This window comes from Rugosimonospora acidiphila (assembly GCF_039543385.1).
GTDB lineage: Bacteria > Actinomycetota > Actinomycetes > Mycobacteriales > Micromonosporaceae > Rugosimonospora > Rugosimonospora acidiphila.
Map to the genome: position 1 here is coordinate 212,803 of NZ_BAABJQ010000001.1, position 15,518 is coordinate 228,320.

The following is a 15,518-nucleotide window of genomic DNA, read 5'->3' on the forward strand; positions in this document are numbered from 1 at the left end:
ATGTCGGTCGAGATCAGGGATGTCGGCGTCGACCTGGACGGCAGCGAGATCGTGCGCGGGGTCAGCCTGACCGTCGCCGAGGGCGAGTGGGTAACCGTGATCGGCCCGAACGGGGCCGGCAAGTCCACGCTGCTGCGCGCGGTCGGCGGGCTGGTGCGATTCCGCGGCACGATCGAGCTGTTCGGCCGTTCGAGCGCGGTGCTGAGCCGGCGCGACCGGGCCCGGCTGGTGGCGATGGTGACGCAGGATCCGGTGGTACCGCCCGGCATGGTGGTGCTCGACTACGTGCTGCTGGGCCGCACCCCGTACATCCGGCCGCTGGGTCGCGAGTCGGCCGCGGATCTGGCCGCCGTCGATCAGGCCCTGTCCCGGCTGGACCTGACCAGGTTCGCCGCGCGCCGGCTGGAGTCGCTGTCGGGCGGCGAGCGCCAGCGCGTCTTCCTGGCCCGGGCGCTGGCCCAGGGGGCCACCCTGCTGCTGCTCGACGAGCCGACCACGGCCCTGGACATCGGGCACCAGCAGGAGGTGCTGGAGCTGGTCGACCAGCTGCGCCGGGACGGCCCGCTGACCGTGCTTGCGACCATGCACGACCTGTCGATCGCGGGCGAGTTCGCCGATCGGATGGTGCTGCTGTCCGGCGGCCGGGTGGCCGCCGCCGGGACCCCCCGCGAGGTGCTCACCGAACAGCTGCTGGCCCGGCACTACGGCGCCCGGGTCCGGGTCGTGGACGGCGACTTCGGGCCGCTGGTGGTGCCGGTCAGGTCAGCGTGACGATCCCGAAGACCGCGCCGCACGGGTCGCCCGCGACGGCGAAGCGCCCCGCCGGGGAGCCGGTCGGCTCGATCGAGATCACGCCGCCCAGCTGCCCGATCCGCTCCGCCGTCTCGTCGACGTCGGCGACCGCCAGGTACACCATCCAGTGGCTGGGCAGGTCGTCCGGGTACCGGTCGCTGGTCATCGGCATCATCCCGGCGACCGACCGATCGCCGCACTTGAACTCGGTGTACGCGACGCCCGGCTGGTCGCTGGCCTGCGTGGTCCAGCCCAGCGCCCGGCCGTAGAAGTCGGCGGCGGCGTCGGCCTCGCGGACCATCAGCTCGTTCCAGCAGAAGGTGCTCGGCTCGTTGACGATCCCCGCACCCGGGAAACTGCCGCCCTGCCAGGCCGAGAACGGCGCGCCCGTGGTGTCCATGAACACGGCCATCCGACCGATGCCGAGCACGTCCATGGGCGGAACCATCACCTTCCCGCCGGCGCCCTCGACCCGGGCGGCGGTCGCGTCCAGGTCGTCCGTCGCCGCGTACCAGGTCCAGGCCGGCGGCGCTGAGTCGCTCATCAGCTGGCCAGCTCCGGCCACGGGAGAGCCGCCCTGGTGGAAGGTGGTGTACCCGCCGGCGGCGGGGTCCGGCGAGACCTCGGCGGTCCAGCCGAACAGGTCGGTGTAGAACGCCCTCGAAACGTCGAGGTCGGGCGAGCCGAGGTCGATCCAGCACGGGGTGCCGGGCAGGTACCGGGACATCTTCATGACAGCTCCCCTCGTCGAACGCATCCTGGCACCGGGGTGCGCCGGCGCGCGCCGATATGGGGAAACTCGTCACAGCGGGGAGGGCAACGGCCGCGAGTGGATCACCGCGAGCCGGGACACCGCCCGGGTCAGCACCACGTACAGCCGGTTGAGCCCGCGCGCCTCGGCCGCCGCGATCTCGGCCGGCTCCACGGCGATGACGTGGTCGTACTCCAGACCCTTCGCCAGGGTGGCGGGCAGTACCGTGATCCGGCTCTCGTCCTCGGCGCCCCCGCTGTCCAGCCCGGCCGCCCGCAGCGCCGCGGCCAGCCGGTCGACGGCCGAGTCCGCGGCGATCACTCCGACCGAGCCGTCCTGCTCCAGCGCGGCCCGCACCGCGTCCACCGTGCCGGCGTCCACATCGGACACCTCCTGTACCCGCAGCCACCCGTCCCCGCGCAGCGAGGTGGCCGCCGCGACGTCCACGCCCAGCGCCGGCAGCAGCCGGTTCGCCAGCGCGACCACCGCCTGCGGTACCCGAAACCCGATGGTCAGCGGCACCACGGCGGCGCCGGGCTTGCCCAGATGCTCGAGCGAGTCGGCCCAGTTCCGGGCTGCCCAGGGCGCGGTGCCCTGGGCCAGGTCGCCGAGCAGCGTCAGCGAGGCGTGCTCGCTGCGCCGGGCGATGGCGCGGCACTGCATCGGCGACAGGTCCTGCGCCTCGTCGATCACCACGTGGCCGAAGCTGGGCAGCCGGTCGATCAGGCCGGCCGCCTCGTCGATGAGCACCGCGTCGGCCGCCGACCAGCGGGTCGCCCTGGGTGAGCGGGCCGGCTTGGCCCAGCGGATGGCCGCCTGCTCCGGTTCGCTGAGGATGCCCTCGGCCGCGTCGGTGGGATCGCTCAACACGTCGAAGACCAGCGCCTCGGGCGTGACCGCGGGCCAGCACGCGTCGAGGAACGACACGACCGCCGCGGACCGGCCCATCCGGCGTACCCACGACTCCGGCGGCGACTCGCCGCTGCGCGCCTCCGCCTGGCGTTGCAGCAGCGCCACCACCCGGGCGCGTACCCGCTCCCGGCCGATCGCGTGCGGGGGATCCTCGCGGCGTACGTCGTCGACGAGCCGGCGCAGTACCGTCTCCGGCAGCCGCCACCGGTACGCTCCGTCCGAGACCGCGATCGGCTCCTCCGGCCGGCGCACGTACCGGCCCAGCGCCCGGCGCAGCACCTCCGCCATCCGCGGATCGTGCTTCACCACCTGCCCCTCGGCGCTGTCGCTGCCCCGGACGGCGGTGGTCAGCAGGTCCTCCACGGTGGACTGCGCGACGTCGATCTCGCCGAGCGCGGGCAGCACCGCCGCGATGTACCGCAGGAACGCCCGGTTCGGGCCGACGATCAGCACCTTCGAGCGGCGCAGCCGCTCCCGGTGCAGGTACAGCAGGTATGCCGCCCGGTGCAGCCCGACCGCGGTCTTGCCGGTACCGGGCGCGCCCTGGACGCAGATGGTCTCTTCGATGTCGGCGCGGACCAGCTCATCCTGGTCGGGCTGGATGGTGGCCACGATGTCGCGCATCGGGCCGACGCGCGGCCTCTCGATCTCGTTGGTCAGGATCCGGCTGGCGGTGCCCAGTTCCTCGCCCCGGTCGAGGTGTTCGTCTTCGAACGAGGTGAGCGTGCCGGCGGAGAACCCGAACCGGCGGCGCACCGCGACGCCCTGCGGGTCACCGGCCGAGGCCCGGTAGAACGACTGGGAGATGGGTGCGCGCCAGTCCAGCACCATGGGCTCGCCGCGTTCGTCGGTGACGTGCCGCCGGCCGATGTGGTAGTCGCCCTCGTCGCCGAACCGGAGGCGGCCGAAGAACAGCGGGGTGGTCGGGTCGTCGGCCAGTTCGGCGATCCGGCGGGACAGGGCGCGGCCCAGGCTCTCGGCGCCGTAGCCGTCGCCGGCGACGTCGCCGCCGACGGCGTACAGGGCCTCGGCGCCCTCGCGCATCCGCTTCAGGGCAGTGCGCGAGCTGGTGAGATGTTCCCGTTCATGATCAAGATCGGCGTCGAGGTCGGATGCGGGCATGCTGGCTTCCTTGAAGAACTCGGCTGTCCGCTCGCGTGTCCGGGGGCGGATGGCCGACGCCCGGCGCGACGACGTCCGCTGCGGTGCTACTCACCGCGGCCGTCAAGCGACCAACTACGATACGCCGCCACCACCGGGCCGCTCCATCGAATTAGCGCGCAGCCGTGCGCGCCCGAGAACTTGATCAGCGATCGGAGCGGTGCGGGGTGACGCGGCCATATACGCCGCCGAGGTTGAAGGGCGCGACCTCGATGGTCTGGCAGGGTGGGCGACGGCACAGCCGATAGACATCGACTGATGCGGCCTATCCACCTGGCGGCACTCGACAAGACCCGTCCGGTACTCGTCCTCACCCGTGAGCAGGTCCGTCCCTTTCTCGCGTCGATGAGCGTGGCGCCGATCACAAGCACCATCCGGGGCCTCTCTACCGAGGTTCCGGTCGGCAAGGCCAACGGTCTCGACCACGACTCTGTGATCTCGTGCGACAACATCACGACCGTGCCCCGTTCGACGCTCGGCCGGCGCATCGGTCATCTGCTGCCCGGGCAGGAGGAGGCGCTCGAGCTGGCCATCGCCGCGGCCTACGATCTTGATCTCTAGGTCTGGTTACTGATCCCGCCGCGCTCGCCCCGTTATCTTGACCGGATGGCAACGAATCCGGCGACCGACCCCACCGCGGCCGCGAACGCATCGGCCGGCAAGCTACCGGCTCGTCCCGGTGCGGCTCATAGCGATCTGGCCGGCCCGGGCCTGCCCATGGCGCCCAACGGCGACCCGCTGATCAGCGACATCGGGATGATGCGGGCGATGTCCCATCCCGCGCGGATCCAGATCCTGGAGCATCTCAGCCAGAACGGCCCGTCCACCGCCACCGAGTGCGCGGAGATCGTCGGGCTGTCGCCCAGCGCCACCAGCTACCACCTGCGTGCCCTTGCGAAGGTGGGGCTGATCGAGGAGGCGCCGGGCCGGGGCGACGCCCGCGAGCGGGTGTGGCGCAGCACGGTCGCCGGCGGGTACTCGGTCGACGCGGGCGTGGACGCCACGCCGGAGGCGCGGGCGGCCGAGGACGGGTTGATCTCGACGTTCCTGGCCTGGGAGGACGCCCAGACCAGGAAGTTCCTGGCCCGGCGGATGAGTGAGCCGGCCGAGTGGCAGCGCGCGGTCCAGCTCTCCCAGATGGCCATCCTGGTGACCGCCGATGAGCTCAAGGCGCTCGGCGGAGCGATCGAAGAGTTGGTACGTCAGTACAGGAAGCGCGATCGGGTCGATCCACCGCCGGATGCCCGCACGGTCTCCGTGATGCTCCGCGCGTTTCCGACAGACGACCCGACAGGGGCGCCATAGGGATTGCCAACTCCGAGATGTGAAGGACATACTTCGAAGTATGTCCTTCACATCTGAGTCCCGCTGGTCCGACGTTGCTGTGGCCGCCGTCGCCCGCGCCATCTCCAGCTGCGGAGACTTCCTCGCCGCCACGGCGCTGCTGCTGGTGCTCCAGCAACGGGGAGCGGGCAGCTACGCGGTGACCGCCCTGCTGCTCGCCGCCGCCGTGCCGCCGGTGGTGCTGGTGCGCTGGACGGGCCGGCTCGCCGACCGGGTGGACAGCCGGCTGCTGCTGGTCGTCACCGGTATCGGCCAGGCCGTGGTCTGCGTGGCCATGGTGTACGTGTCCAACGTGTACGCGCTGATCGGGCTGGCCACGCTGCTGGCCTGCGGGTACGCGCAGACCCAGCCGACCCTGGCCGCGCTGCTGCCGGCCATGGTCCGCGACGAGGACCTGCCCCGGGCCAGCGCGCTCAACCAGACCGCCGGCTCGATCGGCATGCTGGTCGCGCCGGCCCTCGGCGGCGTGCTGGTCGGGCTGTTCGGGCTGCGGGTACCGCTGCTGTTCGACGCGGTGAGCTACCTGGCCATCGTGGCCGCCGGCCTGCTGATCGGCACCCGGCGCCGGGGCGGTACCGCGGCCGGCCCGGAGGTGACCGCATCCGCGGCCGTATTCGCGCCGGTGCCGGCGGTGACCTGGCGGCTGCGCGACGACCGGCTGGTGTGGACCATGGTGGTGCTGTTCGGTGCGCTGATCGCGGCGGTCAGCGCGGTCAACGTGGCCGACGTCTTCTTCGTGCGTGGCGTACTGCACTCGAGCACGACGGTGTACGGGCTGCTCACCGCGGCCTGGGACGGCTCAATGCTGATCGGGGCCTGGCTGCTGAGCCGGCGCGCCCGCAGCGACGCGGCGGTGGCCCGGATGATGGCCGGTTCACTGCTGCTCACCTGCTTCGGCGTGCTCGCGATGTCGGCCGTGCCGAACGTCGCCGTCCTCGTGCCGCTGTTCGTGCTCGGCGGTGTCACCAACGGGGTGGAGAACGTCGCGGCGAACCTGACGCTCGGCCGGCGTGCTCCGGCGGAATTCCGGGGGCGGGCCTTCGCGACGTACGGTGCCGTGGCCAACGGGGCCAGCGCGGTGGGCTTCGTGGCCGGCGGGGTGGTGCTCGGCGTGCTGTCGGTGCGCGCGACCGTCGCTGCCTCCGGCCTGTTCGGGCTGGCCATCGCGCTGATCTTCATGGCCCCGCTGTTGCGGGCCGCGGCCCGCGAGCGGTCGATGGCCGGGGCGCTCCCCGCTCCCGTCGGGCACCCGGACGCCGGTGCGGCGATCGATGTGCCGGCGTGAGCTTCACCACGGCCGGGCACGGCGTAGCGTGCGACAGGTGAGCACATCGCAGCGACCGCGGGTAGGTCACATCCAGTTCTTGAATTGTCTGCCCATCTACTGGGGGCTGATGCGCTCCGGTACCCTGCTGGATTTCGACCTGCACAAGGACACCCCGGACCGGCTCAACGATGACCTGGTCGAGGGCAGGCTGGACATCGCCCCGATCTCGCTGGTCGAGTACCTCCGCCACGCGGACGAGTTGCTGTTGCTGCCTGACCTCGCGGTGGGCAGCGACGGGCCGGTGCTGTCGGTGAACCTGGTCTCCACCAGGCCGCTCGATCAGCTCGACCAGCGCCGGGTGGCGCTCGGCTCGACCAGCCGCACGGGCGTACTGCTCGCCAAGATGCTGCTCCAGCAGCAATATGGCGTGACGCCGGAGTACTTCCGCTGCCTGCCGGATCTCAGCACCATGCTGCTGGAGGCGGACGCGGGCGTGGTGATCGGCGACGTCGCGCTGCGCGCCCTGTACGAGGCGCCCAAACGCGGCCTCAGCGTGACCGACCTCGGCCAGGCCTGGCGCGACTGGACCGGCCTGCCGATGGTGTTCGCGGTGTGGGCGGTGCGCCGCGACTTCGCGGCCGCCCACCCCGGCGTGGTCAAGGACGTCCACCAGGCGTTCCTTCGCTCACGCGACCTGTGCCTGTCGGAGTTGGACGAGGTGGCCACCGCGGCGGCCCGGTGGGAGCCGTTCGACGCCGCGACTTTGGCGGGTTACTTCCGCACGCTGGACTTCTCACTGGGGGATCGGCAGGTGGCGGGCCTGTCGGAGTTCGCCCGCCGCGCCGCCGAACTGGGCGAGGCGCCGGCACTGCCGACCGGCCGGCCGGACTTCTTCGTCGACTGAGAACGCGCGTTCGACTTATCGCACTAGGGCCCGGCCGATCGGCCGGGCCCTAGTGTTCGCAAGTGGGCTGGAGCGTTCGCGGGAGGCTTGAGCGCCTTGCGGTGATCGACGGTCAGCCCGCCGGTACGCCGACCAGTTCCTTGGTGACCGCCGCGCAGTCGTTGGCGCCGACGGCCAGGTTGTCCGCGTCCTCCCACCGGCCGTCCGGGGAGGTCCACGGGTACCTGAGTTCGATGGCCAGCACCCAGCCGGTGTTGATGGCCAGGCAGTTGATGTGCCAGTCGTCGTCGTTGTAGACCTGGGCCGTCCAACCGTTCTTCATGGCGGTGGAGGACTGCAGGTACGAGGGCAGCCCGTCGATGATGCCCCACCGCCCGCCGCCGGTGGTCGCCTGCTGGTCCTGCACCGAGCCCACCACGTGTTTCATCGAGGTGAGCAGCCACGGCGTCCACTTCGCACCCGCGGCCTTGTTGTCGGCGATGCACAGGCCCATCCGCGCGGCGTCCGCCGGCGACATCATGGTGTACGACCACTTACCGGCCACCGGCCCCGACGCCTCGTGGGTGTCCTTCAGCCCGCACACCTGCACCAGCTCGTCGATCGACGATTCGCCGCCGTCGGCCACGAAGTATGTCTGGGCGATGTTGTCGTCGCTGTGGATGATCATCGAGTTCAGCGCGTCGAGGTCGGACTGCGCCGGATTGTCGTGGTGGCGCAGGTAGTCGGCCGCGATCCAGGCCTTGATCATCGACTCGGTGGTGCTGTCCGTGGTCTCCGCGTTGGCCGAGCCCGCGCTCTGTCCGGTCTGCCGGTCGATCAGCGTCCAGCCGAAGTAGTCCAGGTTGGCCGGCGCCTTGATCGAGTTCGGATCCGCCGGGATCACCAGCGTGGGCAGCGGCGGCTTGGGCTGCGAGGCGGTCTTCGCGGTACCGAACGGGGTGGCCGGCGAGTGGCTTCCCGCGTACGCGAGCGGCACCGAGACCACGCTGGCCACGGCGGCGACGACAAGACACAGGAGGACGAGGGTTCGGGTGCGCATGAGGGTGGGTCAGATCTCCGGGGTGTACGTCAGTTGGCGGGCGACTCCCGCGCAGACATTAGCGGCCGTCTGCAATGAGTTCGTATCGGTTTGCATCATGACGTTGAGTACCCAGTGCCCCGGGTTGATGGCCAGGCAGTTGACGTGCCAACCGGGACCGTAATACGTCCAGCCATTCTTGATCGAGGTGGTCGGCACCAGGTTCGCCGGGAGGCCGTCGATGATGCCCCAGCGGCCACCCTGCACCTTGACGTTGGAGGGGCTGTTGTCGGCGACGCTGCCCTGGACCTCCCGCATCTGGGTGAGGATCCAGGAGGTCCACTTTGGACCGGCCGCCGTACCGTCGGCGACGCAGTCGCCGTACCTGACCGCGTCCCGTGGCGACATCTGGGTCCTGGACCACCAGTACGGGTAGATCGCCGTGTTGGTCAGCCCGCACATCTTGATCATCCGTTGCATGACCGCGTTCGTGCCGTCCTTGACGTAGTACTCCTGCGCGATGTCGTCGTTGCTATTAATGATCATGAGGTGCAGGTCATTGAGCACCGATGGACTCGGGTTCGGGTTGTCGCGCAGGTAGTCCGAGGCGATCCAGGCCTTGACCATGGACTCGGTGGAGTTGGTGCCGGTAGCGCTGTTGGCCGATCCGGTGATCGTCTTGTTGGTCAGGTCGAGGAACGCCCACGAGAAGAAGGTCGTCGTCGAGGTGCCGGACGTTACCGCGTTCGGATCGGCCGGCGCGCGCAGCTCGGGCGGCGGCGGCGCGGGCTGCGCGGCCGTCTTCGCCCTGGGGGACGGCGACTGTCCGGGGTTGGCGGCGGCCCTGCTGTGCGTGCCGAAAGCCGCCAATTGCGCTCGGGTCGTCGGCACGAGCAGCAGCACGCTTCCGACGACCGCCACGATGGCCAGGCACACCGACATGACCACGCGGGGGCGCATGGCGATGATGACTCCAAACCGGTCGGGGGGATATTCGGTTATCGGGGGTTACGTCCAGCGACGGTACTCGGTCCGTCCACGGATTGCGTCCACCCGTTGTAGCCAATCCCCACAAGATCAGGGCTCGGTAAGTGTGGGCTTTGACGATTGTGGGAGGCTCTCGTGCCCGAAATCACATAGAAGCTGCCGACCTTCGGGCAGGGCATTCACGTTGGTTCAACGTCGTTGTTACATGCCATTGCCCGGAACGGCAGTTGCTGTAACACTGGTCACGTGTACGGCAACGACTTCAATGTCCCCGACGATGCGGGCGAGTCCGGATCGGTCTCCGGCGGCTCCGGGCCGGCCGGCGGCGGGCCGTCGCGTGGGCCGTCGCACCTGCTCGACGAGGTCGCGGCCGCCGAGCGGGCCCTGCGCGAGGCGGGCGCCGCGTCGGTCGCCGGCCAGGACGCCGGTCCGGGCGCCGAGGCCGACGAGGATGAGCTGCGGCGCTACTTCGACGCGGTGATCGACGCCGATCAGAAGATCGAACCGCGCGACTGGATGCCGACCGGCTACCGGCAGAGCCTGATCCGGCAGATCGCCCAGCATGCTCACTCCGAGATCATCGGTATGCAGCCAGAGGGCAACTGGATCAGCCGGGCGCCCTCTCTCCAGCGCAAGGCGATCCTGCTGGCCAAGGTGCAGGACGAGGCCGGGCACGGGCTCTACCTCTACGCGGCCGCCGAAACGCTGGGGGTGTCCCGGGACACGCTGGTGGAGCTGCTGCTGGCAGGCCGGCAGAAGTACTCCTCAATCTTCAATTACCCGACGCTGACCTGGGCCGACGTCGGCGCCATCGGATGGCTGGTGGACGGCGCCGCCATCGTCAACCAGGTGCCGCTGTGCCGTTGCTCCTACGGCCCGTACGCGCGAGCGATGATCCGCATCTGCAAGGAGGAGTCGTTCCACCAGCGGCAGGGGTACGAGATCCTGCACACCCTCGCGCACGGCACGCCGGAGCAGAAGGTGATGGCGCAGGACGCGGTGGACCGCTGGTGGTACCCGTCGCTGGCGATGTTCGGCCCGCCCGACGCCGACTCGACCCACTCCCAGCAGTCCATGACCTGGAGGATCAAACGCTTCTCCAACGACGAACTGCGCCAGCGCTTCGTTGACATGTGCGTGCAGCAGGCCTCGGTCCTCGGACTGGACCTCCCCGACCCCGACCTGCGCTGGAACGAGCAGCGCCAGGCGTACGACTACACCCAGCCCGACTACGACGAGCTGATGCGCGTGATCAAGGGCGATGGGCCGTGCAACCGGCAGCGCGCGGCGCACCGGCGCGCGGCGCACGCCGAGGGTGCCTGGGTCCGCGAGGCGGCCCAGGCGTACGCCGAAAAGCAGGCCGCCCGGATGCGGGAGGTCGCCGCGTGAGCGACCGTCAGGGAAGCGAGGATCCGGCATGAGCGACGGGTGGCCGCTGTGGGAGGTGTTCGTCCGGCCCCGCCGGGGGCTGTCTCACTCGCACGTCGGCAGCCTGCACGCGCCGGACGCCCAGATGGCCCTGCGCAACGCGCGTGACCTCTACACCCGGCGTCAGGAGGGGGTGTCCATCTGGGTGGTCCCGGCCGCCGAGGTGGTCGCGTCGAGCCCGGACGAGAAGGACACGTTCTTCGACCCCGCGGCTGACAAGGTCTACCGCCACCCGACCTTCTATGAGGTACCCGAGGGGGCTGCGCACCTGTGAGCACCCACCTCGATCGGCTCCTCGCCCTCGGCGACGACGCGTTGGTGGCGGCGCAGCGGCTGGGCCAGTGGTGCACCCGCTCGCCGGAGATGGAGGAGGACGTCGCGCTGGCCAACATCGCGCTGGACCAGCTCGGCGCCGCTCGGCTATTGCTCAGCTACGCCGGTGAGCTCGAGGGTGCCGGCCGGGACGAGGACGCGCTGGCCTACCTGCGCAGCGACCGGGAGTTCCGCAACGTTCTGCTGGTCGAGCTGGCCGACCGGGACTTCGCCGTGATGATCGCCAAGCTGCTGTTCCTCGCCGCGTACCAGCGGCTGCGCTATCAGCGCCTGGCCGCCGGCGAGGACGCGCGGCTGGCCGCGATCGCCGCGAAGGCCGTCAAGGAGTCCGCGTACCACCTCGACCACGCCGCGATGTGGACGGCGCGGCTGGGCGACGGTACGGACGTGTCGCACGAGCGCATGCAGGCGGCGGTGGACGAGGTGTGGCCGTACACCCATGAGCTGTTCGAGGACGAACCCGACCTGCGCCTTCCGTGGCTGTCCACAGTGGAGGATGTGTTGGCCGGGGCGACGGTGCGGCGGCCGGCAGACGGTTGGGCGCCCGGTGGCGGCCGGGACGGCCGGCACACCGAGCAGCTGTCCTACCTGCTGGCGGAGATGCAGGTGCTGCACCGGGCGCACCCGGGGGCCCGCTGGTGACCGCCCGTCCGCACACCGCGACCACCCCGCGCGACGTGGTGGCGGCGGTCGTCGACCCCGAGCTGCAGGTACTGTCCATCGAGGACCTGGGCGTGCTGCGCGCCGTCGAGATGGACGGGGCCGGCCGGATCATCGTCACCATCACCCCTACCTACTCCGGCTGCCCCGCCATGGAGATGATCCGGGCGGACATCCGGACGGCGCTGGCCGGCGCCGGCTACCCCGAGGTGGAGATCGTCACGGCTCTCGCGCCCGCCTGGAGCACCGACTGGATCAGCGAGTCGGGCCGGACCAAGCTGTCCTCCGCCGGGATCGCACCCCCGGGCCGGGTGGCCGGCCCGGTCCCGCTGACGCTGTCGGTCAAGTGCCCCCGGTGCGGATCGCTGGACACCGAGCGGCTGTCGGAGTTCGGCTCGACCGCGTGCAAGGCGCTGTGGCGCTGCCGCTCCTGCCACGAGCCGTTCGACCAGGTGAAGCCGCTGTGACCGAGACGGTTGTCGAGCCGGTGCGGCAGCGGCCGCGGTTCCATGAGCTGACCGTGGCCGCGGTGGACCGGCTGGTGGACGACGCGGTGGCGATCACCTTCGAGGTGCCCGAACCGCTGCGGGAGACGTTCGCGTTCCGCGCCGGGCAGCACCTGACGGTCCGGCGGGTGGAGGACGGGCAGGACGTCCGGCGCTCGTACTCGATCTGCTCCACGCCGGACGAGCTGACGGCCCACGGTCGGCTGCGCATCGGCGTGAAGCAGGTACCCGGCGGCGTGTTCTCCGGGTACGTGACCACCGACCTGCGACCCGGCGACGCGCTGACCGTGCTGCCGCCGCTCGGCCACTTCATCACCGAGTTCGGGTCGGAGCGCAGCCGGCGCTACGCGGCGATCGTCGCCGGCTCCGGCATCACCCCGGTCCTGTCCCTGGTGGCCACGGCACTGGCCACCGAGCCGGGCAGCACGTTCACGGTGGTGTACGGCAACCGGTACGCCCGGTCGGTGATGTTCATCGAGGAGCTGGCCGACCTCAAGGACCGGGATCCGTCCCGGCTGCACCTGGTCCACGTGCTGTCCCGGGAGCCGGGCGACGCCCAACTGCTCTCCGGCCGGCTGGACGGCGATCGGATCGGCGGCATCCTGGACGGGCTGCTGCAACCGGCCGGCGTGGACGAGTGGTTCCTGTGCGGCCCGTACGGCATGGTGACCGATGCTCGCGCGGCGCTCGAATCGCGTGGGGTGGCCCCGGAGCGGGTACACACCGAGCTGTTCCACGTCGACGACTCGCCGGTGCCCACGCGCCGGGCGGATGAGCCGGCGCCCGAGGCGGGTGCGACGGTCACCGTGCTGCTGGACGGGCGTGCCTCCACCTTCACCATGGGGGCCGACGAGCGGGTACTCGACGCCGCGCTGCGGGTACGCCCGGAGTTGCCGTACGCGTGCAAGGGCGGGGTCTGCTCCACCTGCCGCGCGAAGGTGATCGACGGACGGGTGCGGATGGCGCGCAACTACGCCCTGCAGCCGGCCGAGCTCGCCGCCGGGTACGTGCTGACCTGCCAGTCGAGTCCGGTCACCGAGGCGCTGACGGTCGACTACGACGCGTGACGGGCCGGCTCCGGATCGCTCCGGGGCCGGCCCGCCCGGTCGGTCAACCGATCGCGTTCAGCTCGGCGAGGTCCTCGGCCGACGGGACCCACGCGCCCGCCGCGGCGTTCGCGGCGACCTGCTCCGGCCGGGTGGCGCCGGCGATCACGCTGGCCACGGCCGGCTTGGCGGCCAGGCCGCCGATCGCCAGTTCCAGCAGGCTGATCCCGCGCTTGTCGGCGAAGTCCTGCAGCGCGTCGACCGTCTCCCAGGGCGCGTTGGCCAGCCGCTGCGCGTAGCGCTCGTCGGAGAGCCGGCCGCCGGCCGGGGGCTGCTCGCCGCGCCGGTACTTGCCGGTCAGCAGGCCGCTGGCCAGCGGGAAGAACGGCAGCATGCCCAGGTTGAACCGCTCGCAGGCCGGCAGCACCTCCTGCTCCGCTCCCCGCTCCAGCAGGTTGTACTCGTTCTGCGCGCTGACGAACGGGGTGAGGTGGGCCGACCGGGCGGTCCAGGCCGCGTCGGCGATCTGCCACCCGCTGAAGTTGGAGTTGCCCAGGTACCGGACCTTTCCGGCGCGCACCAGGTCGTCCAGCGCGGACAGGGTCTCCTCGATCGGGGTCTGCGGGTCGGGCCGGTGCAGCTGGTAGAGGTCGAGGTAGTCGGTACCGAGGCGGCGCAGCGAGGCCTCCACCGCCCGGTGGATGTACCGGCGGGAGCCCCGGGCGCCGAAGTCGGCCCCGTTGACACCCTCCATGTCCATCCCGAACTTGGTGGCGATCACCACGTCGTCCCGGCGGCCCTTGAGGGCGGCTCCCAGCAGTTCTTCCGAGGCGCCGTGCGGGTTGCCATAGATGTCGGCCGTGTCGAACAGGTTGATCCCGTGTTCGATCGCGGCGTCGACCACGGCGCGGGTACCGTCAAGATCCACCTTGCGGCCGAAGTTGTTGCAGCCGATGCCGACGACCGAGACCACCAGCCCCGACGCGCCGAGCCGGCGGAAGCGCATATCTGCCATGACCTCGACCCTATGTCGCCGCCCGGATCGGGACGTCGCGGGCCGGGACGCCGGTCGGGTGGCGGTGCCGGGCTCCCGGCGGCCGTCTACCCTCGAAGGCGTGACGGCTATCCGGGAGCTCGACGACATCCTGCAGCGTGCGGCCGACGGCGGGCGGATCAGCCCGGACGAGGCGCTGCTGCTCTATACCGACGCGCCGTTCCACGCGCTGGGCGAGGCCGCCGACGCGGTACGCCGGCGCCGGTACCCGGACAACATCGTGACGTACATCATCGACCGCAACATCAACTACACCAACGTATGCGTCACGGCCTGCAAGTTCTGCGCCTTCTTCCGGGCTCCCAAGCACGCCGAGGGCTGGTCCCACCCGACCGAGGAGATCCTGCGCCGCTGCGGCGAGGCGGTCGACCTGGGCGCCACCCAGGTCATGCTGCAGGGCGGCCACCACCCGGACTACGGCGTGGAGTATTACGAGACGCTGTTCTCGGCGGTCAAGGCGGTGTACCCGGACCTGGTGATCCACTCGATCGGGCCCAGCGAGATCCTGCACATGTCCAAGGTCTCCGGCGTGTCGATCGAGGAGTCGATCCGCCGGATCAAGGCGGCCGGACTGGACTCGATCGCCGGGGCCGGCGCGGAGATGCTGCCGGAGCGGCCACGCACCGCCATCGCGCCGCTGAAGGAGTCGGGCGCGCGCTGGCTGGAGGTCATGGAGACCGCGCACCGGCTGGGCGTCGAGTCGACCGCGACCATGATGATGGGCACCGGCGAGACCAACGCGGAGCGGATCGAGCACATCCGCATGATCCGCGACGTGCAGGACCGCACAGGTGGCTTCCGGTCCTTCATTCCGTGGACCTACCAGCCGGAGAACAACCACCTCAAGGGGCGCACCCAGGCAACTAACCTGGAGTATCTGCGGTTCGTCGCGATGGCCCGGCTGTTCTTCGACAACGTGGCGCACCTGCAGTCGTCCTGGCTGACCACCGGCAAGGACGTCGGGCAGCTCTCGCTGCACATGGGCGTGGACGACCTTGGATCGATCATGCTGGAGGAGAACGTGATCTCCAGCGCGGGTGCCCGGCACCGTTCGAAGCTCACCGAGCTGGTCTCGATGATCCGCGGCGCGGACCGGATCCCGGCCCAGCGCGACACCCTGTACAACCACCTGCGGGTGCACTGGACGCCGGCGGACGACCCGACCGACGAGCGGGTCGTGTCGCACTTCTCCTCCATCGCGTTGCCCGGGGGCGGGGCCGGCGGCCGTACCGCCCTGAGCGTCGTCGAGGCGAACTGACGCCGCGGTTTCCGCTCTGGCGGCTTGTCCGGCTTATCCGATACCGCTCGTGGCCCGGATGGGTGAGCGCGACCGTCGCGCCCACCCATCGGTCAAC

The 15,518-nt window shown here is 70.8% G+C and carries 16 protein-coding genes; 11 read left to right on the forward strand and 5 right to left on the reverse strand.

Annotated elements, in window-relative coordinates; genetic code table 11:
- Window positions 1–771 (forward strand): ABC transporter ATP-binding protein, encoded by a 771-nt coding sequence (locus ABEA87_RS01050; RefSeq protein ID WP_345625145.1) that lies wholly within the window; start codon window positions 1–3, stop codon window positions 769–771.
- Here the strand turns inward: ABEA87_RS01050 and ABEA87_RS01055 are convergent.
- Window positions 758–1,525, reverse strand: a complete 768-nt coding sequence (locus tag ABEA87_RS01055) for a VOC family protein (RefSeq protein WP_345625147.1) — start codon at window positions 1,523–1,525, stop codon at window positions 758–760. The genes ABEA87_RS01050 and ABEA87_RS01055 overlap by 14 nt on opposite strands.
- Window positions 1,526–1,594: 69 nt before the next feature.
- Window positions 1,595–3,577: a HelD family protein gene (locus ABEA87_RS01060; protein ID WP_345625149.1), complete on the reverse strand. Its 1,983-nt coding sequence runs from the start codon at window positions 3,575–3,577 to the stop codon at window positions 1,595–1,597.
- Window positions 3,578–3,874: 297 nt separating this feature from the next.
- On the opposite strand from ABEA87_RS01060, the gene ABEA87_RS01065 reads away from it, so the two are divergent.
- Genes ABEA87_RS01065 through ABEA87_RS01080 form a run of 4 tightly spaced genes read left to right on the forward strand, consistent with a single transcriptional unit; the run spans window position 3,875 to window position 7,131 of the window.
- A complete protein-coding gene (locus tag ABEA87_RS01065) occupies window positions 3,875–4,177 on the forward strand; it encodes a type II toxin-antitoxin system PemK/MazF family toxin (RefSeq protein WP_345625152.1) in 303 nt (100 codons plus the stop codon).
- 45 nt (window positions 4,178–4,222) lie between these two features.
- Window positions 4,223–4,921: an ArsR/SmtB family transcription factor gene (locus ABEA87_RS01070; RefSeq protein WP_345625154.1), complete on the forward strand. Its 699-nt coding sequence runs from the start codon at window positions 4,223–4,225 to the stop codon at window positions 4,919–4,921.
- 40 nt (window positions 4,922–4,961) lie between these two features.
- Entirely contained in the window at window positions 4,962–6,245 is a 1,284-nt protein-coding gene (locus ABEA87_RS01075; RefSeq protein WP_345625156.1) for an MFS transporter, read from the forward strand.
- 37 nt (window positions 6,246–6,282) lie between these two features.
- Window positions 6,283–7,131: a menaquinone biosynthetic enzyme MqnA/MqnD family protein gene (locus ABEA87_RS01080; protein WP_345625158.1), complete on the forward strand. Its 849-nt coding sequence runs from the start codon at window positions 6,283–6,285 to the stop codon at window positions 7,129–7,131.
- 112 nt (window positions 7,132–7,243) lie between these two features.
- Here the strand turns inward: ABEA87_RS01080 and ABEA87_RS01085 are convergent, their stop codons facing one another.
- Together ABEA87_RS01085 and ABEA87_RS01090 are read right to left on the reverse strand one after the other, a co-directional pair.
- A complete protein-coding gene (locus ABEA87_RS01085; protein ID WP_345625159.1) occupies window positions 7,244–8,170 on the reverse strand; it encodes a hypothetical protein in 927 nt (308 codons plus the stop codon).
- A gap of 9 nt (window positions 8,171–8,179) precedes the next feature.
- Window positions 8,180–9,109: a hypothetical protein gene (locus tag ABEA87_RS01090; protein WP_345625160.1), complete on the reverse strand. Its 930-nt coding sequence runs from the start codon at window positions 9,107–9,109 to the stop codon at window positions 8,180–8,182.
- 273 nt (window positions 9,110–9,382) lie between these two features.
- On the opposite strand from ABEA87_RS01090, the gene paaA reads away from it, so the two are divergent.
- The 5 genes from paaA to paaE are packed head-to-tail and all read left to right on the forward strand — an operon-like array spanning window position 9,383 to window position 13,130.
- On the forward strand, window positions 9,383–10,525 hold the full coding sequence (paaA, locus tag ABEA87_RS01095; protein WP_425570684.1) for a 1,2-phenylacetyl-CoA epoxidase subunit PaaA: 1,143 nt from the start codon (window positions 9,383–9,385) through the stop codon (window positions 10,523–10,525).
- Window positions 10,526–10,553: 28 nt separating this feature from the next.
- On the forward strand, window positions 10,554–10,838 hold the full coding sequence (gene paaB, locus ABEA87_RS01100) for a 1,2-phenylacetyl-CoA epoxidase subunit PaaB (protein ID WP_345625161.1): 285 nt from the start codon (window positions 10,554–10,556) through the stop codon (window positions 10,836–10,838).
- Window positions 10,835–11,539, forward strand: a complete 705-nt coding sequence (gene paaC / locus ABEA87_RS01105; protein WP_345625163.1) for a 1,2-phenylacetyl-CoA epoxidase subunit PaaC — start codon at window positions 10,835–10,837, stop codon at window positions 11,537–11,539. The genes paaB and paaC overlap by 4 nt, the downstream gene beginning before the upstream one ends.
- Complete coding sequence (gene paaD, locus ABEA87_RS01110; protein WP_345625165.1) at window positions 11,536–12,024, forward strand: 1,2-phenylacetyl-CoA epoxidase subunit PaaD; 489 nt, start codon at window positions 11,536–11,538, stop codon at window positions 12,022–12,024. Before paaC ends, paaD begins: the two co-directional genes overlap by 4 nt.
- Window positions 12,021–13,130, forward strand: a complete 1,110-nt coding sequence (gene paaE / locus ABEA87_RS01115) for a 1,2-phenylacetyl-CoA epoxidase subunit PaaE (RefSeq protein WP_345625166.1) — start codon at window positions 12,021–12,023, stop codon at window positions 13,128–13,130. Before paaD ends, paaE begins: the two co-directional genes overlap by 4 nt.
- Window positions 13,131–13,173: 43 nt before the next feature.
- Here the strand turns inward: paaE and ABEA87_RS01120 are convergent, their stop codons facing one another.
- Window positions 13,174–14,115 carry an aldo/keto reductase gene (locus ABEA87_RS01120; RefSeq protein WP_345625724.1) on the reverse strand — a complete coding sequence of 314 codons (942 nt, stop codon included), beginning with the start codon at window positions 14,113–14,115 and terminating at the stop codon, window positions 13,174–13,176.
- A gap of 109 nt (window positions 14,116–14,224) precedes the next feature.
- Here ABEA87_RS01120 and mqnC point away from each other — a divergent pair, with 109 nt between their 5' ends.
- Window positions 14,225–15,421, forward strand: a complete 1,197-nt coding sequence (mqnC, locus tag ABEA87_RS01125) for a cyclic dehypoxanthinyl futalosine synthase (protein ID WP_345625168.1) — start codon at window positions 14,225–14,227, stop codon at window positions 15,419–15,421.
- The last annotated feature ends 97 nt before the right edge of the window (window positions 15,422–15,518 follow it).